Genomic DNA, 23,155 nt, shown 5'->3' on the forward strand with positions numbered 1-23,155 from the left:
TGAATGTAAGGAGGTGTTTATCATGTGAACCCATAACCGTTCTATGGTAGGCAGACATTTTACAAAAAAAAAAGAAACATAAGAAGGAGAAACATAAACATGAAATTAGAACAAAAGGGACCTATTAACGTCTTATCTATGAAAACCGTGAAAAAAGCGGCTAAAACATTATTAATCGCGACAGTGGTTGCAAGTCAAGTATTTACAGTACTACCAACAGGCTCACATGCAGCAGAAGCAGCAGGAAGCACAACAGCTGGAACAGAAGCTCCAAGTGCAGCAGTCGTAGCACAAAAATACGCTCCACTAGGCGCAACTTTAGCACTAGATGGCGGAGTTACAGAGAAAAGACAACAAGTTTCAACATTTGCTGAATTTAAAGCAGCAGCAGAATCAACAACTGTAAACGTAATTGAAATCACTGGGGATTTTCAATTAGCAAGTAATGTAACAGTTAACAGCAACATGCGTATTGAAGGTAATGGACATACGATTAGTGCAGCATCTTACCAAGTAATCATGAAATCTAATTCGATTGTTGATTTAGAAGACGTAATCATGACAAACGTTGGAACGAAAGCAATTTTCACAGGTTATACATCTTCAGCAGCACCAACAGTAAACATCATTGATAACGTTCAAATTCGCGGTATGATCATGGGTGGATCTGGTAAACTTTCACTATCTATCGCTGGAACAAATAACCGTTTAGTAAATGCTGAGCGTCAAGGTATGGATGTTGATAGCCTAGAAATCGCTGACAACACGCAAATCGACCAACTAGAAGCTTTGGAAACAGCGGTTAAAGTTCGTTCATCAGGTTCTGTAAACATTGGTGACAACGCGAAAATTAACATGATGTCAAACAAAGGCTATGCATTCGACGTATCAAATAGTGCACTTGTAGTCGGCGAAAACACAGTTATTAACTCCGCATCTAAATACGGTACATTAAAAGCTGCTACATTAGTTGTTAAAAATGGCGCAGACTTAACGCTAGCTTCAGGTGATGTTGGTAACGGTATTTACGTATCAGGTAACATTACAATCGGCGACAACGTAAAAGTGAAAGCAACTGGTACAGGTACAGCAATCTATGCATACAACACAGGCGCTTCGATCGTTGTAGGTAAAGACGCAGATATCGACGTAGTTAGTGATAACGGCAGTGGTATCTACGGTAACGCAACAATCACATTTGGCGATCGTTCATCTCTTAAACTAAGAACACATGATAGAGGTATTTATTCAGCTGGAGCAGCAACAATCCGCTTCGGTTCAGTATCTAACCAAAATCCACAACCAGAAGATCGCGTGAAAATTGATATCGATTCAGGCGTTAGTTACGGAATTTACTCTGGCGGACCAGTTATCTTTGGTGACAACACAGAAATAGCTATTAAAGCTAAGAGTGATGCAATCTACGCATCAGGTAATTCACGTGTTGATTTCGGTGCCAATACAGCGTCAAACATCACTTCATCAAGTGGCGACGGCGTTAACGCAGGCGGAATCAAGTTTGGCGACAATTCTACAGCCTACATTAAAGCATACACAAACGGCCTTGAAACTACCAACACAAGCGGTGAAGGTATTTCTACAGGCAAAAATGTAAACATGACAATCATTTCTCCAAACCATGATGGTATCTACACATACAAAGATACAACGTTTGGCGATAACAACACAATTTCAATCACAGCATTGAACAGTCACGCTATTCATACTTTCTACGGTGGTTCAGTTAAATTAGGCGTAGATTCTAGTCTATATTTAAATGCACAAACAGGTATGATTCAAGAAGGTAGCGCGGCAGCAACATTCAACGTAGGGAATAACACACTTGTTAAAATCGAGTCTTCTGATTACGGTATCAACACATCAGGATCCATCACTTTTGCAGAAAACGCGAAAGCTAACATCCGTGCAGCATCTGGACAAGGAAACTACCCAGCAATCAAAGCTAACGGTATTGTTACATTCAACAAAAATTCAATGGCTTACGTAGAAACACTTTCAAATACATCAACAACTGTATTTGATCTAAGTGGTGCACAAAGCTCGAAACTAGTTCTTAATTCACCGAAATATATCGATTTCCGTCAAAACAACAGAGCGGTAGCAGGACATATCGTTCGTGGTTACGGTAACGACAATGCATCTTACGTTTCTCGCGTAGAGATGAACAACATGGCTAAAGTTTACGCTTGGGAACATGCGGCAGACTGGTCTAAAGCAACAGGAAGCGAATGGACAAGCGTTGATGATGCTAGAATCCCATTAACTTACAAAGTTGGAAGCGCGTATACAAGCTATTACAGTGGTTTAGCAACTGGTCAAAACATCGAAGGATTCAGCCTTTTTGATTACTCACGTGTATCAACAGAAGGTTCAAGCATCGTAGAACGTCCAGTAGTATCTCCAATTTTTGAAGGTGCGAAAACTGTTTCAGGAACTGGTACAGCTGGCGATGATATCGTTGTAACATTCCCTGATGGCAAAACTGCTAAAGCAACAGTTGACGCTGATGGTAAATGGACAGTTGACGTACCAGCAGGAACAAACTTAGTAAAAGATCAAAGCGTTCTAACTTACCAAACAAACGGTGTTAATGACAGTGCTCGTGTAACAACGAAAGTACAAGCAGACACTACGGTTCCAGCTCCACCAACAGTTGATTCTATCAAAGCGGGCGATACAACAATCAGCGGTAAAGCTGTTCCGAACAACACTGTAACAGTAAAACTTCCAGACGGAACAACAGCAACAGGTACAGCAAATGATAAAGGCGAGTTCGCAATAACAATTCCAGCTCAAAAAGCAGATGCAGTTATTGATGTAACGCAAGCAGGTAAAAATGGTCTACCAAGTGATCCAGCATCCGTTGTAGTTAAATCGAACGAAAAACCAGTGATTACAGCAAGCGACAAAACAATTAAAATTGGTGACACGTTCAACGCATTAACAGGCGTAACAGCGACTGACAAAGAAGATGGCAGCTTAACAGCAGACATCAAAGTCGTAACAAACACAGTAGACACAACAAAAGCAGGCGTATACTCAGTTGAGTATTCTGTAACAGATTCAGACGGCAACACAACAACAAAAACAATCAAAGTAACGGTTAACACGAACGATAAACCAGTTATTACAGCGACTGATAAAACAATTAATGTAGGCGACACGTTCAACGCGTTAACAGATGTAACAGCGACTGACAAAGAAGATGGTAACTTAACAGCAGACATCAAAGTCGTAACAAACACAGTAGATACAACAAAAGCAGGAACATACACTGTGGAATACAGCGTAACAGACTCAGATAAAAACACAACAACAAAAACAATCACAGTTACCGTTGTTTCCGTAACAGCAGGAACAATTACAGCTAACCCATTTGTTATTGGTACAGATGCTTATGTAAAAGGTAACCTTACTGGCGACGTTACAAAAGCGTACCTTATTGTTGACGGTAAAACTTACGCAACAATCAATGTGACAGGTTCCACTTACCAATACTATGCATCAGACAAAATCAAAGACCCAGCAAGCAAAGTATACATCGTTGGTCTAGATTCAACTGGTAAAGAACTACAAAGAACAGAAGTTGCCGTTTCTAAGAAAAAAGTCGGAACAATTACAGCTGACCCATTCACAATCGGAACAGACAACTATGTTAAAGGCGCTCTAACAGGCGATGTAGTAAAAGCAGCACTTGAAGTAAATGGTAAACAATTAACTACTATTACTGTATCAGGAACTAGCTACCAATACTACGCAAAAAGCAACATCACGCAACCGACAGACCAAGTTTTCATCATCGGTCTTGACGCAGCAGGTAACGTACTACAAAGAACACCTGTAACAGTTAAATCTGCAAAAGTAACAGCAGGAACAGTTACACCAGCTAAATTCGTACTTGGAACAGACACATATGTAAAAGGAACATTCACAGGCGATGTAGCAAAAGTTAGCATCACAGTGAACGGAACAGTATCACAAACAATCAATACACCAACTTCACCATTCCAATACTATGCAAAAGCACTTATCAAAAATGTTACAGACATCGTAACCGTAACAGCATACGATGCAACTGGTAAAGTATTAGATACAAAACCAGTAACAGTAACAAAAGATCAAGGCGATGCAGGAGCAGTTATTGCTAATAGCTATAAACTAGGTAAAGACAGCTATGTAACAGGAACGTACACTGGTGATGTCGTGAAGGTTTCTCTAGAAGTTAACGGAACAGAATTACAAAAAATCAATCCAACTGGCGGAACAATCAAGTATTACGCAAAAACTCAAATCACGTCTGCAACAGATGTTGTAAAACTAAACGGTTATAACTCAGCAGGTGTGCTAGTAAGTTCTAAAACAGTTGCTATCACAACAACAGATGGTACTATCACAGCTAACCCGTTCGTTATCACAGAAGATGACTACGTAACTGGTAAAGTAACAGGTGATGTTTCTAAAGTATCAATCACAGTAAATGATGTAGAACAATCGTTAATTCCAGCAGCAGCAGGAGATTATAAATACTACGCTAAATCATTAATCACAGACCCAACAGATGTTGTAATAGCAACTTTGTATGATGCAACTGGCGCGGTATTAAGCACAGCAACAGTAGCAGTTAGCAAACCAGCTGACGTTGTAACAAAAGGAACAGTAACACCAACAGCTTTCAAAATTGGTACAAATAACTATGTAGATGGGACATATACTGGTGATGTAGCGAAAGTAGAACTAGAAGTAAACGGCACAAAATACAGCCAAATTCCAGCTTCTAACGGCACAATCCACTATTACGCAGCATCTCTAATCAAAAATGCAGCAGACGAAGTAAAAGTAAACGTATATGATTCAGCAGCAAAATTATTAGACAGCAAAACAGTAACAATCAACGCAGCAACAGGAACTATCGAAGCTAAAGATGTAAAAGTTGGCGATAGCTATCTAACTGGTACAGCAACAGGCGATGTAACAAAATTAGCACTAAGCGTGAACGATGTTGTTCAATCAAGTGTTGCATTTATCCAAGCAGATGGTACGTACAAATACTACATCAAAGCACTAAACCTAAAACCAACAGATGATGTAAAAGTAATCGGACTGGATGCAAAAGGCGGTCAAATAGCTACAAACACAGTTACAATCGCAAACTAATAAAGTAGAGACAAAAATTATAAAGGGGAATAGCACTATTCCCCTTTAGTTATTAAAAGAATGAGGTGTACTAGACAGATGAAAAAAGGTATAATCGCAGCCGCAGCAGTATGCATGCTTGTATTCGTAGGCGCATGTGGGAATGATTCGACAACAAAAGATACAGATAAAAAAGCAGAAACAGCTGTTACAGAACACGTAACAAAAACCGTTAACAACATCGATATGAAAATCGGTACAATCAAGACAACAGAAAGCACAACTAAAAACAAAAATATGGTCAGCATCGACATGTCTTTCCTCAACAATGATAGCTCAGATGTAGGCGTCGGCGCAGCTGATTTCAAAATAAAATCAGACGGAAAAACATATGAAGTTTACCCACAAGGTAATAATTTTGGCGATATGTTCAAACCGAATGCCAAATTAGAAGGAAAAGCGTATTTCGAATTACCAACGAGCGTCAAAAAAGGCACACTCGTATACGCACCAATGGACAAAGAGCAAGCTAGCTGGTCGATTGTGATTCCAGCTGCCAAATAAGAAAATAAACTAAAACAGAACCGGAAGGGTGTAACAATTGAAATTAGTCGTTATGGGATTAGGATATATCGGACTTCCAACAGCCATTATGTTTGCCAACCACGAGCAAGATGTATTAGGTATTGATATCAATGAAAAAGTCATTCAAGAATTAAATGCAGGCAAGATTCATATTGAAGAGCCAGGATTGCAAGCAGAACTCGATCGAGCGATTCAAAATAATCGATTCCGCGCGGGTCTGGATGTAGAAGCAGCAGACGCTTTTATCGTATCCGTTCCAACTCCGAATAAAGAAGATGAGCTAAAATCATGTGATCTAAAATATGTGATCGCAGCTGTAAATAACATTTTACCCGTGTTACGAAAAGGTAATACGATCATCATAGAATCTACTATTGCCCCACGATCTACGGAAGATCATATTTTGCCACTAGTTGAGAGTACTGGATTAATCGTTGGACAAGATGTATTCCTCGTACATTGCCCAGAACGCGTGTTACCCGGTCAAATTATCCACGAACTAATCTACAATAATCGTATTATCGGAGGCGTCACTCCCGCGTGTACCCAAGCCGGGAAAGCAATTTACAGCGTCTTTGTGAAAGGTGAATTAATCGAATCAGCCGCGTCTACTGCCGAAATGTCGAAGCTTATGGAGAACACGTATCGAGATGTGAATATAGCGCTGGCAAACGAACTTGTGCATATTTCCGCTAAGTTAGGCATTAACGCGTTAGATGTCATTGAAATGGCGAACAAGCATCCTCGTGTGAATCTACATTTACCAGGGCCAGGCGTTGGTGGACATTGCCTAGCGGTTGATCCGTACTTTATCGCAGCCGCAGCACCAGAACAATCTTACTTGATTCAGCGTGCGCGTCACATCAACTCGACGATGCCAGCTTTTATTGTAGAAAATACGATGGCGATTATGAAAAAAATCCAAGGTAAAAAAATCGCGGTATTCGGTCTGACGTATAAAGGTGACATTGATGATATCCGTGAAAGCCCGGCGCTTGAAATTTACCATGAGTTGAAAAGACAGCAAGAATATGACGTTGTCGCGTATGATCCACATGTCGAAGCAGATTTTGTCGAGCACGATATGCAAGTAGCTACGGCGGATGCTGATCTTGTTTTGATACTGGTAGATCATTCGGAATTCCGTTCGTTAACGAGTCAAGATTTTGCCAATATGCATGAAATGGTTATTTTAGATACGAAGAAAATTGCAACGGAGTGTGGAGATATGGAGCATTACTTCCACCTTGGTACGCTTTCGGAAATCAGTCAGTTAGAAAAAGTAGGCGTAACAGCATAAAGCCATAGCATGTGATCAAAAATAGAAATGTGGATGATGAATGAAAAAGATACTATTAATATCACAAAATTTCTATCCCGAGATCGGTAGCGCGGCGAATCGAATGAAGCAATTGTTTCGTTTATTTCGCCAAGACTACGATACGACCTTGTTCACAACAGAACCGCAATACCCGAACCGCGATATGTACGAACAGGAAAAGTTTTGGGACGCTGATCTCGAGGATGCCAACATTGTTCGGGTGAAAACGAGAACGAGCAAATATGAAGCAAACATGATATTACGATTTCTTCTCTATTTGGAAACACTGTGCCGATTCATCTGGAAAATCCTAACGGAAAAGCAATCCTTTGATGTCGTCTATGTGTCGAGTCCGCCGATTTCTATTGCACTTGCTGGGCTCATTGCCAAACGAAAAATGAAAGCCAAGCTGATTGTTGATATTCGCGATTTGTGGCCAGAAACGTTGAAGGGTGTCGGCAAATTCACATCCCCCATTTTTCTACACATCGCATATCGATTGGAGAAGCGGATTTACAAAAAAGCAGATGAAATCATTGTGAATAGCGAACGGTTTGCGACGTATATGATTGAGCAAGGTGTGGATCCAGCCAAAATCACCTTTGTGCCCAATTCGCTCACGCAAGAAGAATTTGATTTAGGTGCTAAAAAAAGGCCACTCATCAATGAACCATTGACGGTCATATACACTGGAAACATCGGTTTAGCACAAGAGTTGGCAAGCTTCATTCGGATGGCAGACTATTTTCAAGATAATCCGCACGTACGCTTTAAGATGATTGGTTACGGCGCGAACTATCAAAAATTAGTCGATTCGGTGAAAGAAAAGGACCTGAAAAATGTCAACGTTAGCCCGCCAGATACACGAGCGAATGTCCTTCATGAGCTGGCCCAAGCGGATGTAGCTTTCGTAAGTTTAGTTCCGCATCCGGTTTTTGAAACAGTGATTCCTGGTAAAATAGTGGATTACATGGGCATTGGGTTACCGATTATTGGCATGGTTTCTGGTTATAGTAAAGACGTGATCAATGCTTCTGAGACAGGCTTTATTTTTGGCCATGATAAGGAACAAGAAATGTACCGCGGCTTGTGTCATTTGATTCAAGACCACGATTTGCGAAAGAGACTGCATCAGAATGGGTTAGCTTTCGCGAAAGAGAACTACAATTGGCAAGAAAACTTCAAACGTATTGAAAAAATCATTGCAAAAAATTGAATGAGGGATGAACGTATGTCAAAGAAAGTTGCCGTTTTTGTTTGGAACCATTTTACGAATGATGCACGCGTATTACGAGAATGTATGGCGTTGCAGGAAGCTGGTTATTTGGTTGATTTGATTGCGATTCATGATTTGAAACAGCCCGATTTACCGTATTTTGAACAACGGACAACGCGTTTTTCCGTTCGCCGTGTCAGGGCAGACCAAGCTAAATGGGCAGATTTTCTTTTGAATGGTATTGGTCGCATCAAGCAAAACAAGATGCTTCTTCTGGCGTTTAGTATGTTATTCCTTCTTCTCCTCCTGTTTTTTCCTCTTATCATGCTGGTTATAGGCGCGATGATAGCAATTTATCCTCTCCCAAAAGTACAAACGCTAATCCGTCGTAGCATGATTTTCAGCCGTATGGTTGCTTACGGTTTACGAAACAAATACGATGTTTACCACGCGAATGATTTGAACACGTTACCCCAAGCCATTCTTTGTGCGAAGTTATTTCATCGTGAAAAATTGATTTATGATTCGCATGAAATTCAGACGAGTCGAACGGGCTACAACAACCCAATGTATGGCATCTGCGAACGGTTTTTCCTTCGATTTACAGATGTGTGTATTCACGAAAACCATACACGTGCGGCTTATATTCAGGATAGGTATCACTTTTATCCGAAAGTCGTGCACAATTATCCAACGCGCCAATTTCCCGAGCAAAATAAGGATATCGATTTACATCAAATGCTACAAATTCCAACACAGGAACCGATTTTATTATATCAAGGCGGTGTGCAGGTTGGCCGCGGTTTAGATAAGTTAATACAAGCAGTACCAATGTTCCAAAAGGGTGTCGTCGTCATGATTGGTGATGGGCGCATCAAGGTGGAATTAGAGCAGCAAGTGCGACAGGCTGGTTTGGAGCAGAAAATCCGATTTTTGCCGAAAGTACCTTTGCAAGATTTGCTTCACTATACGAAAAACGCGTACCTAGGTTTCCAGCTTTTAAACAATGTGTGCTTTAATCATTATTCTGCTTCATCGAATAAGTTGTTTGAATACGTGATGAGTGGCGTGCCAGTGATTGGGAGCGATTTTCCGGAAATTAGGCGTATTGTGACGGGTGAAGAGGTTGGCTTAGTCGTCGATTCACATGATCCAAATGCGATTGCGGCGGCGGTCAATGAACTGCTGACAAATCCGGCGTTACGAGAGCGATATAGTCAGAATTGTTACCGAGCGCGTGAAATTTATAATTGGGAACGCGAAAAAGTGCCGTTTTTAAAGATTTATGATGGATTGAAAGGTTGATGTAATCTGCAAGTCCTGAAATGATTCATTTTTCTAACAAATGCTGGGTGGAACGAAAGAGAATTTTATCAAAAGTTGATAGAGGTGTAGGGCGTAATGAAAGGCAAGCAAGTAAAAAAGAAGTACCACAAACAAGCGGAAACAGTGGCGTACGAGTCCCAACTCAAGGTCGCGTTACAGGAAATAGATCAGTTACAAGAACAGCTAGAAGAACGGGTTCACAACGAAATCTCACTACGTGCTGAAACAAAGCGATTAGAGCATGAAAAAGAAATGCACGAAGAAAATGCGGAACAACTCAAGCAAGAAAATGCGAAATGGAAAGTAACCAATCAGGGTTTGCAAGAGAAGAATGAAGCATTAGCCAAGCAACTTAGAAAAGAAGCAGACCTGATAGATCAAATAAAAGCGATACAAAAAGAGTTAAGCGAGTATAAAGTGAAGACGCTGGAAGTATTGTCTAGTCAAAAAGAACCGCTCGAAGAAATTTCTAAAGAACACGAGAATACCGTCAAGAAAATCAAGCAATTAGATAATGAGTTGATAAGGATGAAGAAAGAAGAAAAACTTTTAAAAGAACGGCTGAATAGTTTGCGAGCGCGGCATAATCAAATAATGAATACTAAAATGATGAAATGGACTGGTTTATATTGGAAACTACGCAAAAAATTAAGATGGAAGAAAAAATAAATCACGTACGCGAAACCATTACTAATTTTCAGAATGAGTTAATGTCAGAGCTGCATCCAGTTTTCTTAGCAGAAGAGGCATTGAAGGATTCGGCGCAGTGGTGGTGTATTCAGGACGAGGGTTTGCAGGTTTTTGAAGAAGCTGGTGATTTAGTTTTCCAAAATACGGGAGAACGTGCGAATTATGCCTCCTTCCAAGAAGAAAATGTCGCGTTTACACGATTACCACGCGTTTTTATCGATGTTTTGCCAGAAGAAACGCTTGCTATTCATGTGGAGGCAGAAGTAGAAGCCGGGATGTCAGTCAAAATCGCCGTCGTGGAATATGACGGACAAAAAAAGACGGCTACGACAATGGTGGACGTCAACAAGGAGATGCAGATTACGTTGGGACAAGCAGCAAAGCATATCCGATTAGCGTTGAAAGTAACTGGAAAAGGACTTATACGTATTCAAAAAATGGTGCTGCAACGTGTATTCAGTGCTAAGAAAAGCCAGTTGCCGCAAGTAGTATTGCGAGAACCGTTCCAAAACTTGAAGCAATTAGATGAGCTAAAAGTGGCGTGCATTTTCGATGAATTTACGATGACGAGTTACAAAGAAGAAGTCGAATTAATCACGTTTACACCGGAAAATTGGCAAAGCGTATTGGAGGAAAATCCACCGCATTTCCTATTCGTGGAATCTGCATGGCACGGGAATTTTGGTTCGTGGCAATATAAGGTTGGGCGTTACGCGAATGAAGATCGTCATGAGTTGTTTGAGTTATTGGAATGGTGTCAAGAACGTGGCATCCCAACGGTTTTCTGGAATAAGGAAGATCCGATTCATTTTGATAAATTTATTGATTCGGCGAAGCGTTTTGATTATATTTACACGACGGATGCGAATCGTATTCCGGATTATGTGAAACATGCGAAACATCAGAACGTGTTTGCTTTACCGTTTGCGGCACAACCGAAGCATCATAATCCTGTGCAATTGTTAGAGCCACGCGTGGATGGCGTTTGTTTTGCAGGTTCGTATTACGCGAATCGTCATGAAGAACGGCGCGACGTGATGGACCAGATGCTTGCGATCAGCGAGGAATTCAACTTGGCTATTTATGATCGGAATTATGAACGTCCGGAGCCGGAATTCCGTTTTCCGAAGCAATTTGAGAAAAATGTGAAGGGCAGCTTGGCGTATAGCGAGATTGATAAGGCGTATAAAGGTTATCGTTTCATGTTGAATGTGAATAGTGTTATCCACTCGCCGACGATGTTTTCAAGACGCGTGTTTGAAGGGATGGCTTCGGGAACGCCAATCCTCAGCAGTTATTCGGAGGGCATTGATAAAATTTTCGGGAACCTTGTGATGATTGCGCAGAAACCAGAAGACTTGCGTGCCCAGATGAAGGAAATCGCACAAGACGAGCACTTATACCGCAAAAAGTCTTTAGAAGGTATCCGCGAAATTTTCGGGAAGCATACGTACAAACATCGCTTGCATTTCATGTTGGAAAATATGAATCGACAGGTGCCTGTGCAGGAGAAAGAAGTCACGGTCATTAGTTTCGCAAGCTCCGAACAGGCCTTGAAAAACGTGATTGCGGCGTTTCATAAACAAAGCTATCTGACGAAAAAACTATGCGTCTTCGTTCGTAGTGTCGATGATTTTACAGACTTTAATGCGATTATCAACACGTACCAAAACGAAACGGTATCGATTTTTCTACTGGATTATATGCAAAATTATAAGCAAGTGACGGACTTTATTGGATCGGATTTTATGACGGTTTGGAATCAGAAGCATTTTTATGGGCGGCATTATTTGAAAGATTTAATGCTTGCGTCTGTGTATACCGATGCCGATTTTATTGGAAAAGGAAGCTATTATACGCAAGTTGGGCAACGATGCCAAGACCAGAATACAGAGAAAGAGTATCGTTTTGTGATGAATCTTAAGTCCACACAAGCGATTGTCAGAACGAACTATCCGTTCCGCAAAAATGTGAAGGCGTTATTGATCGATTTGATGCGCGGCATGGATTTATCCCTTTATATGAACCAAGGCGCGAAAATGTTTAGTGCAGACAAGTATAACTTTATTGAAAATGGAACAGAAGTGGGCGAAGAATGGCTTCACCACGTTGAAATTTAGGAGGAAGATAACGCAATGAGCAAATTACGGATTCTTTTGTACGGAGATATTGATTTGAATTTTATGGATGGGTCAGCGGTTTGGTTAACGTCGATAGCACCGGTTTTAAGTCAGAACGCGCATATTCACGTGGATTTACTATTGAAAGCACGGGAGCAAAATGATCGTTTGACAACTGCATTAAAAAACAAAGCCAATCTCCGTCTGATTCAGCCGTTTGAAGCCTTTTCGATGATGTCATTTCAAGGTCCGCGTTTGAACGTCGAGGAAGCGGTGAACATTATGTCGAAGCTGCATCTAGAAGAGGCTTATGATCTTGTGATTGTTCGTGGCTTTGATTTAGTGCGGGAAGTCATGAAATATGAAGCGTTTCGCCATATCACGGTGCCGTATTTGACAGATTTCAAGCATGACGAGCGCTCAACGGCACAAGAACAGGCCGATCTAAAAAGTGTCTATGCGCATTTTGATTATCTATTCCTACAAACGAAAGAAACAAAGGAAGCATTGAAAAACTTGATTCACGTCGATGGTGAAAAAATTCGTTTGTTGTACCCAATGGTTCCAGAATCAGCAGCGATTCCGAGTTTTCGAAATAAACACAACCGCCTGATTTACAGCGGAAAATTCCACGAAGACTGGCATACAGAAGAAATTATCTCTGCCACGAAAAAATTAGCCGCATCAGATACGCGGATTCACACGCAAATTGTGGGCGATAAATTTCAGGAACGGTTGCGCGAAAAAGAGAACCAGCTGCGAATTAAAGCGGCTTTTAGAGAGGAAACATCGATTGATTGGGTTGGCGCTGTTTCACGTGAAACATGCCAAGCGCTGATTGAAGAAGCGGATATCGGGATTAGCTGGCGCAGTGCTTCACTTGATAATGATGCGAGTGTAGAGCTGTCTAGTAAATTGTTGGAATACGGCAGACTTGGCAAACCGTCGTTAGTGAGAAGAACCAAGATGCATGAAGATTTGTTAGGCAAGGATTACCCGCTTTTTGTCGACACAGAAGAAGATTTTATTCAAAAGACACAAGCCGTTTTAAAAGATGAGCGTTTGTATTTGAAAGCTGCCACGATGATGTATGACGCGAGCCAATATTTCACGTTCCAAGCCGCTTATGCACGCCTGAAGGACTTCATTTGGTCCTTTGAAAAACGGAAAAAAAGAATCGTATTTGCGGGCCATGATTTGAAATTTGCCAAAATGATTATCGCGCACTTTGAGGCGCATCCAGGTTTCGAGGTGCAAATCGATGAATGGCAATCGCATGAAAAGCACGATGAGAAGCATAGTTTAGCATGTGCGAAATGGGCGGATATTGTTTTTTGTGAGTGGGGCTTAGGGAATGCGGTTTGGTATTCGAAGCATAAACAGCCGGATCAGGAATTGATTGTACGCATGCATTTTCAGGAGAAAGATTTGAAATTTCCGCGTTTGATGGATATCGAGCAGGTTAATAAAATCATCGTGATTACGCCGTATATGCTGGAAGAGTTTCATCGTATTTTTAAAATTCCGCGTCATAAAATGGTGTATATTGATAATTTGCTGGATGCGGAGAAATTCGATTTGCCGAAACAAGACGGGAAAGAGTTCCGATTAGGGATTTGTGGTATTCTTCCAGAGCGCAAACGAGTGGATTTGGCGGTGGATCTTTTTGAGGAGTTGTGGAAGCAGGATAAACGCTACCAATTGTCGATTAAGAGTAAGCATCCGAAAGACGTGGCGTGGCTGATGGCGCGTGAGAAGGAACGGGCGTATTATGATGCTGTTTTTGCGCGAATCGAGCAGGCACCTTGGAAGGATAACGTGATTTTTGAACCGCATGGCGATGACGTGAATGAGTGGATGAGCACGATTGGTTATCTTCTTTCACCGAGCGATTATGAAGGTTCGCACGTTTCGGTTTCCGAGGCAATGGCGAGTGGTGCGGTGCCGATTATTCGAAATTGGAAAGGCGCCGATACGGTTTACCCGGAAAAATATATAGTCGATTCTCTGGAAACAGCGAAGCAGGCAGTAGAAGAATATGGTTTTACAATGAAAGAAATGTTAGAACGTAAGCAGTTTGCGAAATATAAATTTGATCAAAAGCGAATCGTCCAAGAGATAGAAGCCTTGGTGAATCAGAGCTGGATCGCATTGTAGTAGGAAGGATAGGAAATCAGAATGACACAAGAGATGATTCAACATATAGAAACGTTTTTCACGGAAAATTATTTGCAAGTGAAGGTCACGTTAGCAGAAACAGACGAAAATAATGTGTACGCTTTTTATGTCTACAAGGGCGGAGATGCGGAGGCAATCGCTAAATCGCCTTACAAGAAGTTTGACACGTATCAATTGGAAGTTCTAGAAGCCGGAGAATATCGCGTGAAGGTCTTTGTGAAAAATACGAAAACGGGCCAAGTGGTGACGAAAACGAGCGAACGAATCCGAAAAACCATTATTGTGGAATATTGACGAAAAGGAGCGCGAACGGATGTTACACGGAAAACACATGATAAACGGCAACGACACACTGGTTCTTGTTTTTCAGAATGCAGCGAAGCCATTGAATGATGCGATACCAGGCATTTATAGTGGAAAAGTAACGCAGCAGGAAGTGGCGGAAATGCATGAGCGGTATACGTGGATGAAATTCGCGCAACGTGTGCCACAAGCCGATTATTTCTTCATCAAGGACCATTTTTCGAGTGTGTATGGATGGTATCTGGTCGACGGTGGGAAGCTGATTCATGAACGATTTAATGAGGAGTTAACGGCATTTATTAAGAAGCATGGCTATAAACGGGTGATTGCATTTGGTTCGAGTAAAGGCGGGACGGGGGCGCTGCTATATGGCGCGATGAACCCACTCATAACGGATGTCTTTTCGCTCATCCCGCAAATTCATGTCGCGACATTCATTAATAAACTGTGCCCGAATGAGAAGCGTTTATTCTTTGGAAAAGATAAAAAATTCGAGAAAAAAGTGGATCATATTTTATTTACAGATACCTTGTACAGCAATTATAAAAAGAAGAAGTTGTATTTTTATACGGGAACAATGGATATTCAGTTTCAGGCATTAGTGAAGTATCGGGAGTTTTTAGCGGAAAAAGGGATAGATAGTGAGTTGTTTTTAAATCGGAGTGATGAGCGGCATACGCGTTTGGTGAATCAATATACACCGTTTATCTTTGGGGTGTTGGAAGATTTGATTGACCAGAGCGATAGTCGAACGAAGCAGCAAGTGACGCAGATTCATCCTTCTGTTCAAGTATTAAAAGAACAATAGAAATGAGGAACGAGAGTTATGAAAATCGAGATGAGCCATTTAGCGTATAACAAGCCGGATATTCAATTGCCGTTTTTTACAAAGGGTTCTTTGTGGGGTTGCGAATTTGCGTACTATATTTATCAGGATGGGAACATTATAAAGAAAGAATGGTACGCGGAGTTGACGCAAGATAGCCACATCCGATTTCAGCCGATATACAGCGGTACGTACCAGATTCGCTTGTTTATTCGGAAAAAAGGGACGCTTTTGTATAACGAATTGTCGACGAAGTTACATTTAGATCTTAGCAGTGGGCAAACGATCGAGGCCAATTTCCCGAATGAAGCGGTGTTTTATAGTGATGTACCGGTCAAATATTTATTCCAGCCGGCCAAAACAAAATCGGACCATCTTATTATATCTTTTTCCGGGCTTTATTCGACGGAGTTCAAAGGTGGAGCGCCGGTGTATAACCATATCCGAACGCTGGCGCCGATGGATGCGCATAAATTGTTTATTTTAGATTCGTATCAAGATCAGTTTTGTTATTATGTCGGGTTTGGTGGTTCGCATGATTTTGAGCGTAGTGTGGTCAGTCTGATTACGACGATTGCGAATCAACACAATATCTCGCCGCAAAATATCATTGCTACGGGTTCGAGTAAAGGTGGGGCCGCGTCGCTTTATTACAGCATGAAGTATCATTATGGCAAGGCGATTATCGGTGCGCCACAAGTCTATATTGCGAATTATTTATATCGACGTGCCAATTCTGAATCGATGAGAGCGCGTTTTAATCGCATTCTTGGAGAAGACAGTCAATACGGGATGCAATTTTGGAATGGTTTGATTTTGAACCAAGTGAATGTGAATACGACGTTTCCAGAACTGTATTTTCATGTCGGAAAAGGTGATTTTCACTATGCGGAACATCTGCAGCCGCTATTTAAAAAATTAGACCAGAAAGAGGTTCCGTATACGCTTGATTTGGCGGATTACGAAGAACATGGTGACACAGGTCTTTATTTCACGCCGTTTCTACTGAAAAAAGTAACAGAACTCGTGCAAGAAAAAAATGAGGTGTAAGTTTGAACGTTTTAATTAATTGGTGTCGCGTGCAATTATATAGCGGTAGTAAAATCATGCGTGTTGCGCGTTTTGATAAAAAGGCTGCCCATCAAAATCATTTTCTCGGTCTGTTTTGGGAATTCTTGAGTCCAACCATTCAAATTGTGATCTATTACTTGATTTTCGGTTTGCGTTTAGGTGGACAAAATATGGTGAATTCCGATGTGCCGTACGTGTATTGGATGTTGATGGGCGTCATTCCTTGGTTTTATATGAGTGCTAGTATTAATGCGGGGGCCAATTCTATTAGCGCGAATTTGAATTTAATTTCTAAGACGAAATTTCCAGTCGAGATTTTGCCGACGATAGCGATTGTGAAGGGGTTAAGTGGGTTTTTCTCCATGTTTGGTTTGTTTCTTTGTCTGTACATTGGGACGGGGAATTTTCCGAATATACACTGGTTGCAGTTCATTTATTACTTTTTCGCGATGATTTTATTGTTGGTTTCGGTGTCGACGTTAAACGCTGTGGTCGTGATATTTTTCCGAGATTATCAGTTAATTATTAGTTCGACGATGCGCCTGTTGTTTTTCATATCGGGTGTCGTGATTGATGTATCCGCGAATCCAGATTCTTTATTGACGAAAATCCTGCATCTGAATCCATTTGTTTATGTGATCGAAGGGTTCCGGGATGCGTTGCTTGCTCGGGCTGCTATTTTTGATCATTTTTGGTGGGGGATTTATTTTTTCAGTAGTACGTTCCTTATTTTGGTGATTGGGATTTACGCGACTACGAAATACAAACGCTACTTTGTCGAGTATACGTAAGGAGATCGATGTAATGGAGAGCATATTAAAGCTAGAAGCGATTGACAAGATTTTTTATTTAGAACGGAAAAAGTGGAACAATGTGTGGCGAAATCCATTCCGGAAGCGGCAGGAAAAACTGTTTCAAGCGCTAGAAAATATTTCGTTTGAGGTGAAAAAAGGGGAATGCGTCGGACTTATCGGCTTGAACGGGTCGGGGAAATCGACGTTAGCCAACATTATCGCGGGGCATTTAGCGCCAACATCTGGTCGGTTAGAACAAACGGGGAGTGTCTCCTTGCTTGCGATTGGATCGGCGCTTAAGCCAAATTTAACAGGGGTGGAGAATATCCAGTTGAAGATGTTGTTAATGGGATTTAAGCCGAAAGAAATCGAAAATCGGATTCAAAACATCATTCAATTTACGGAGTTACAAGATTTTATCAATCAGCCGTTGAAGCAATATTCAAGTGGAATGCGGGCGAGATTGGGTTTTGGCATTGCGATTCAGACAGATCCAGATGTATTAATTATCGATGAAGCGCTGTCTGTTGGGGACTCGACGTTTTATCAGAAATGTGTGGATGAAATTGAGCGCATGAAAAAAGCGGGCAAAACGATCTTTTTTGTCAGTCACTCGTTAAAGCAGATTCGCGATATTTGCGACAAAGTAGGATGGTTGCATTACGGGCATTTGAATATATTTGGGGACAGCGAGGAAGTTTGTTTGGAGTACAGTAAGTTCATTCATCATTTTTCTAAAAAGACACCGGATGAAAAGCATTTGTACCAAAAAGAAATGATTTCGAAGCAGAAAAAAACGGTTTTGACGAAGCAGAAATATGAGAAATTGAAGTTTCCGGTCATATATTTCACAGCGTTACTCCTTTTATTTATGGCGAGCGCGAGTAAATTATTAGGCCTATGGTAATGAGCAATTCAAAAAAGCAGGTGAGAAGATGGGGAAGAGGCAGGCAGTTATAACGCTTCAAAAAGAGGAATATTTAGAAGAAAACGGGGAATATATTATTTTATCGGGGCATTTGACGTGCAGCATGGGTGAGCAGTTATTATGTTTTTTACGCGAAGGGGAACGGGCGATGTTACATGATCAACTTTTGCCAGAAGCGCTCGTGTATCAAGCACGTGATGTGGTGAGATTATTGAAATTAGAGAGTAGCATGACGAATATGCGCTTAGAAGAGCGATATCGGGAGTTTGAGAAAGAAATAGTGGGACTAATGATGGAGCGAATGGAGATGCTGACGCAACAGAAAAAACAGCGATTAGTCAGCACGCTTTTGAAGTTAGGGAGAGAAATAGGAGTTATAGAAGGGGCGAATTGCCGGATTCCGAAAGTTTGGAATCAAATCGAATTGGCGAGTTACATCAACTGTACGAGGGAGTACCTGCTTACTCAAAAAAGGGTTTTGAGGGAGGAAGGCGTCATTTTGGATAGCCATCAGTGGGTTTTGTTGGACTGGGAGCGATGGACGGGGAAAGTGGCAGTGACTCAAATATAGTGGAGAGAGGACTTCTTAATAAGATGAGGAGTTCTTTTTTTGTGTGGGCTTGTGTTAAAATGAGAACATAAGTAAGGTCTAGGAGGTACGCAAAAATGGCGATGAAAACAGAGGAAGCAATCGAATTTCTAACGAAGTCTTACGTGGAATTGGGCAAAAGTGGCGCGGAATTGGAACGCCGTCGCGATGAGGTGAAGCTGGAAATCGCGCAAACCGGTACATATTCGCATACGTTTGAAGAACTGGCAATCGGTGCAAAAATGGCATGGCGGAACAGTAACCGTTGCGTCGGCAGGCTGTTCTGGGATCGCATCCAAGTAGTCGACGCTCGTGAAGCAAGGACGGTGTCGGAAATTCGCGTTGCCCTTTTTGAACATATCGAAAAAGCAACGAACGGCGGTCAAATCCGGCCTTTCATCACGATTTTCAAGCCAGGTAGCGATGGTCCGCGGATTTGGAATCACCAGCTGATTCGTTACGCCGGATACGCGTCAGAGCAAGGCCGTGTCATCGGCGATCCAGCGTCGGTATCCTTCACAGAAGTCTGCGAAAAGCTCGGCTGGCGTGGCGCGCGCACCGAATTCGACATTTTGCCGCTCGTAATCCAGGAAAGCGTTGAAGCAACGCCAACTGTCATCGAAATCCCGCCTGAGCTCGTGCTCGAAGTCCCGATTGCGCATCCCGATTTCCCATCAATCGCCGAGCTCAGCCTGCGCTGGTATGCCGTCCCGATCATCTCCGAAATGCAGCTCGAAATTGGCGGCATCACGTACCAGGCGGCGCCGTTCAACGGTTGGTATATGGAAACCGAGATTGGCGCGCGGAACTTCGCGGATGAAGGCCGCTACAACAAGCTCGCCGCCGTCGCCGAAAAACTCGGACTGAGCACGAAGCGTCTCGATTCGCTATGGAAAGACCGCGCGCTAGTCGAGCTTAATGTCGCCGTCCTCGACTCCTATCACAAAGCCAAAGTCCAGATTGTCGATCACCATACCGCGGCTCGCCAATTCGGCCAATTCGAAACAAACGAGCAAGCCGCGGGGCGCGAAGTCACCGGCGAGTGGGCATGGCTAATCCCGCCGCTATCCCCAGCAACGACGCACATGTTCCATCAACGCTACCCAAATAAAATCGTCAAACCGAACTTTTTCTATCAAGACGCGCCGTTTGAACGCACCGAGATCACCCCAGTAAAGCGCGGAGGCTGTCCGTTTCATTGAGTATATGGGTAGGGCATAACCGAAATAAATCGGCGACAAGCGTTCGCATTGTTGGGACTGTTCGAAATGAAATGAGCTACAGCCCCAATATGCCTGTGAGCATCGCGAATAGGCGGTCCTTCATTATATTTAGAACAAGGATGCGGAACATCTTTGCGGTTCTGCTACACAAGAGCCGTTTCGCTTAACTTCTTGCATGGTCGAGGAAACTACCCTCTCCCTGCTTTCAGTCATCACATACACCAGCATGCTCCGCTTTGTTGTGGTTCTTTGAAGCAAAGCGAGTTAGAACCTCAATATGCAAAAGAATGGAATGAGTTTGCCATCCTCATTCCACCAAATCCCCGGAATACAAACGCTTTTGCTCGATTTGTGTAAAGCTTAATCTTCGTCTTACCCAAAATAAAGGGTGATGCGATGCTTTCTTAGTTGGAGTTTTGTCCAGACCTCATAAATCATGCGAATGTTTGTCGTTGATTGTTTTAGTTTATGCAACTATTCTTGTCAAATACTATGTAAAAATGGTAACATAGAAGCATCCAGGAGTTTGCGTTAGCTTATACGCGAAAACGGATAAATATGTCTTTCGAATGGAGTTTTTACGATGAATTTTGCGAAAACATTGGGGATTATTGGAGCATTGCTCGCGATGGGGCTTAGCCTAACCGTTATTTCCGTCGACAGCATTGCACGCGTTTTGGAAGAAGATTCATTAGTATTCACGATTCTGAACTTCATAGCATTAGGTATGTCATTTGTCGGCTTGTTCGGCGCCATTATCATGAACAAAGCACCGTTAAAAGGCGGCGTCATGCTAATCGCTTCGGCCGTAGCCTGCACAATGAGCGTATCGATGATGTTCTTACTTCCAATCGTACTACTTTGTGTGGCGGGATTAATCAGCCTAAGCACAGCAGACGACCTAACCGAAGCAAAAGCATAATCAAAAAAGCAAAATCCGTGGTTCACTCAGAAGTTTGGAGTGAACCACGGATTTTGTTTTTTATTGATATTTACTATAAAGCCGATCCGCCTGGTCTCTCAATTCCTTCATGTCTTGGCGCGCTTTATTCAATTTTTCATCCGATTCGTTTTTAGCTGAATTTAACTGAGTGGCTTGCGTGTTCAACGTATCAACTTGCGCTTTATATTGGTCTCGCTCAGATTTTAGCTGATTAATCGTATTGTTCAGCTGGCTAATCTGATTATTCAATGCGCTAACATCATTATTTTTTTGATTCACTTCATTTTGTTTGTTTTGCAGTTCTGTCATTTTCGTATTCAATTCTTGTTGTTTTGCTGCAATTTGATTATCTTTATCAGTTAATTGGTTTTTCACATTTTGAATGTCGTTCGTCAATTCATTAATTTTTTGTGTGTTATCCTGTTTGGTTTGCGTCAATTGCCCGATTTTTTGATCCGCCCAAGTCAACACTTCGGAAACCCTAGCCTTGTCGCTTTCTCCGCCCCATAAAATCACACTCGCGCCCAGTACAAGTGTCCCCGTCCCAAATACCATCAACGCTACCAACATAACAACTGTAAACCTCTTCATTTTCCGCATGATTTTCAACCCCTTTTTAGTGTTTTAGATGAAAAATTCCGACTTTTTAAGTATAATCAGAGAAATTCAACTAAGCGTAATATCTTAAATGTTAATAAGTTAATACTGAATTATACCACTGCGCCTAAATGTTGAAACCTCGAAAATAAATTTATTTTAAAAAAAATGTTAGCCTTGCGCAAATTGTTAAGTTTATGTAAATAAGTCCCTAGTATGATATAGAATGAACCAAAAATATGTTACAATAGAAGCTAACTGTGACTAAATAGAAAGCAGAAATTAAGTTAGGACGTGATAGGTTCGTGGATATTATCCAAGCGATGATCAGTTTTATCATCCATATTGATCAGCATCTTGTTGAAATTATCAATACATTTGGCATTTGGACATATGTCATTATTTTCTTAATTATATTTGTAGAAACGGGACTCGTTATTTTCCCATTTTTGCCAGGAGATTCCCTACTTTTCGCAGCGGGCGCCTTGGCAGTATTACCAGGATCGGAGCTCAATATTGTCATCCTCCTCATCGTCTTGTGGGTAGCCGCAGTACTTGGCGACACCGTCAACTACCATATCGGTAAAAAAGTCGGCACTTCGATTCCACCAGACAGCTGGCTCGGCAAATTTATCAATCAAGAAAAAATGGACAAAGCTGAAGCGTTCTTCAACAAGCATGGCGGTAAAACAATTTTCATCGCGCGTTTCATGCCATTCATCCGTACTTTCGCGCCATTCGTAGCCGGTGCAAGTCGCATGAATTACCGTTATTTCTTAAACTACAACCTACTAGGCGCAACAGTCTGGGTACTACTTTGTACGATGGCCGGCTATTTCTTCGGGAACATCCCAGTCGTAAAAGATAACTTCTCACTCGTTGTACTAGGCATTATTTTCGTATCAATTTTACCGATGATTTTCTCGTTTGTTAAGAGTAAAATGGACAGTCGGAAAGCTAAATAAGTGATTGGAAAAGTAGATGAACCCTGATTCGCGGTTTCGTCTATTTTTTTATGGCTATATCCTTGACTTATTTGAAAGGAGCACCAAAATACAGCCAAATATCATTGGAGAGCAGATACAAATCACAGTAAATAATAACTATGCAAAAGCTACCGTAGTAGGATTCCGTTTTATAGAATTATGAACATAAAATCTAAAATTCCTAATAAAAATCCAACTAATAGTTTCAATCTAGCTCTGAATAATGCATTTAGAAACTCATAATTAGCATTAAAAGACAACCTGTGTAAATAAAAACCAACCGTGTAAGTAGTGTGTGTAACAAA

18 protein-coding genes are annotated in these 23,155 nt (G+C 41.6%); 17 read left to right on the forward strand and 1 reads right to left on the reverse strand.

Annotated features, from left to right (window positions below; genetic code table 11):
• Nucleotides 1-99: 99 nt before the first annotated feature.
• The 16 genes from EP58_RS17745 (at nt 100) to EP58_RS15390 (ending at nt 21,246) form a co-directional block, all read left to right on the forward strand.
• Entirely contained in the window at nt 100-5,175 is a 5,076-nt protein-coding gene (locus EP58_RS17745) for an immunoglobulin-like domain-containing protein (protein ID WP_052171471.1), read from the forward strand.
• A 78-nt stretch (nt 5,176-5,253) separates the two neighbouring features.
• Nucleotides 5,254-5,718 carry a DUF4352 domain-containing protein gene (locus tag EP58_RS15320; RefSeq protein ID WP_052164955.1) on the forward strand — a complete coding sequence of 155 codons (465 nt, stop codon included), beginning with the start codon at nt 5,254-5,256 and terminating at the stop codon, nt 5,716-5,718.
• A 37-nt stretch (nt 5,719-5,755) separates the two neighbouring features.
• Complete coding sequence (locus EP58_RS15325; RefSeq protein WP_036094713.1) at nt 5,756-7,039, forward strand: nucleotide sugar dehydrogenase; 1,284 nt, start codon at nt 5,756-5,758, stop codon at nt 7,037-7,039.
• 40 nt (nt 7,040-7,079) lie between these two features.
• Nucleotides 7,080-8,276, forward strand: coding sequence for a glycosyltransferase family 4 protein (locus EP58_RS15330; protein WP_036094714.1), 1,197 nt, complete (start codon nt 7,080-7,082; stop codon nt 8,274-8,276).
• Between the two features lie 15 nt (nt 8,277-8,291).
• The gene (locus EP58_RS15335; RefSeq protein WP_036094715.1) at nt 8,292-9,581 is read left to right on the forward strand and encodes a glycosyltransferase; all 1,290 of its coding nucleotides are present in this window, start codon (nt 8,292-8,294) and stop codon (nt 9,579-9,581) included.
• A 96-nt stretch (nt 9,582-9,677) separates the two neighbouring features.
• Nucleotides 9,678-10,271, forward strand: coding sequence for a hypothetical protein (locus EP58_RS15340; RefSeq protein ID WP_036094716.1), 594 nt, complete (start codon nt 9,678-9,680; stop codon nt 10,269-10,271).
• The gene (locus EP58_RS15345; RefSeq protein ID WP_036094717.1) at nt 10,232-12,412 is read left to right on the forward strand and encodes a CgeB family protein; all 2,181 of its coding nucleotides are present in this window, start codon (nt 10,232-10,234) and stop codon (nt 12,410-12,412) included. The genes EP58_RS15340 and EP58_RS15345 overlap by 40 nt, the downstream gene beginning before the upstream one ends.
• Nucleotides 12,413-12,427: 15 nt before the next feature.
• Entirely contained in the window at nt 12,428-14,569 is a 2,142-nt protein-coding gene (locus tag EP58_RS15350) for a glycosyltransferase (RefSeq protein WP_036094718.1), read from the forward strand.
• Between the two features lie 21 nt (nt 14,570-14,590).
• Nucleotides 14,591-14,884: a hypothetical protein gene (locus EP58_RS15355; protein WP_036094719.1), complete on the forward strand. Its 294-nt coding sequence runs from the start codon at nt 14,591-14,593 to the stop codon at nt 14,882-14,884.
• Between the two features lie 19 nt (nt 14,885-14,903).
• Complete coding sequence (locus tag EP58_RS15360; RefSeq protein ID WP_052164954.1) at nt 14,904-15,701, forward strand: hypothetical protein; 798 nt, start codon at nt 14,904-14,906, stop codon at nt 15,699-15,701.
• An 18-nt stretch (nt 15,702-15,719) separates the two neighbouring features.
• A complete protein-coding gene (locus tag EP58_RS15365) occupies nt 15,720-16,769 on the forward strand; it encodes an accessory Sec system protein Asp2 (protein ID WP_036094720.1) in 1,050 nt (349 codons plus the stop codon).
• Nucleotides 16,770-16,771: 2 nt separating this feature from the next.
• The gene (locus EP58_RS15370; protein WP_103034793.1) at nt 16,772-17,581 is read left to right on the forward strand and encodes an ABC transporter permease; all 810 of its coding nucleotides are present in this window, start codon (nt 16,772-16,774) and stop codon (nt 17,579-17,581) included.
• A gap of 13 nt (nt 17,582-17,594) precedes the next feature.
• Complete coding sequence (locus tag EP58_RS15375) at nt 17,595-18,491, forward strand: ABC transporter ATP-binding protein (RefSeq protein ID WP_052164953.1); 897 nt, start codon at nt 17,595-17,597, stop codon at nt 18,489-18,491.
• A 28-nt stretch (nt 18,492-18,519) separates the two neighbouring features.
• Complete coding sequence (locus EP58_RS15380; protein WP_036094721.1) at nt 18,520-19,083, forward strand: helix-turn-helix domain-containing protein; 564 nt, start codon at nt 18,520-18,522, stop codon at nt 19,081-19,083.
• A 101-nt stretch (nt 19,084-19,184) separates the two neighbouring features.
• Nucleotides 19,185-20,303 carry a nitric oxide synthase oxygenase gene (locus EP58_RS15385; RefSeq protein WP_052171480.1) on the forward strand — a complete coding sequence of 373 codons (1,119 nt, stop codon included), beginning with the start codon at nt 19,185-19,187 and terminating at the stop codon, nt 20,301-20,303.
• 604 nt (nt 20,304-20,907) lie between these two features.
• Complete coding sequence (locus EP58_RS15390) at nt 20,908-21,246, forward strand: hypothetical protein (RefSeq protein ID WP_036094722.1); 339 nt, start codon at nt 20,908-20,910, stop codon at nt 21,244-21,246.
• 60 nt (nt 21,247-21,306) lie between these two features.
• Here EP58_RS15390 and EP58_RS15395 read toward each other — a convergent pair whose 3' ends face one another.
• The gene (locus EP58_RS15395; protein ID WP_103034794.1) at nt 21,307-21,867 is read right to left on the reverse strand and encodes a hypothetical protein; all 561 of its coding nucleotides are present in this window, start codon (nt 21,865-21,867) and stop codon (nt 21,307-21,309) included.
• Nucleotides 21,868-22,169: 302 nt separating this feature from the next.
• Between EP58_RS15395 and EP58_RS15400 the strand changes: the two genes are divergently transcribed.
• Nucleotides 22,170-22,829, forward strand: coding sequence for a DedA family protein (locus EP58_RS15400; RefSeq protein WP_036094724.1), 660 nt, complete (start codon nt 22,170-22,172; stop codon nt 22,827-22,829).
• The last annotated feature ends 326 nt before the right edge of the window (nt 22,830-23,155 follow it).

The sequence above is a fragment of the Paenilisteria newyorkensis genome, assembly GCF_000766145.1.
In the GTDB taxonomy this organism is placed as follows: domain Bacteria; phylum Bacillota; class Bacilli; order Lactobacillales; family Listeriaceae; genus Listeria_A; species Listeria_A newyorkensis.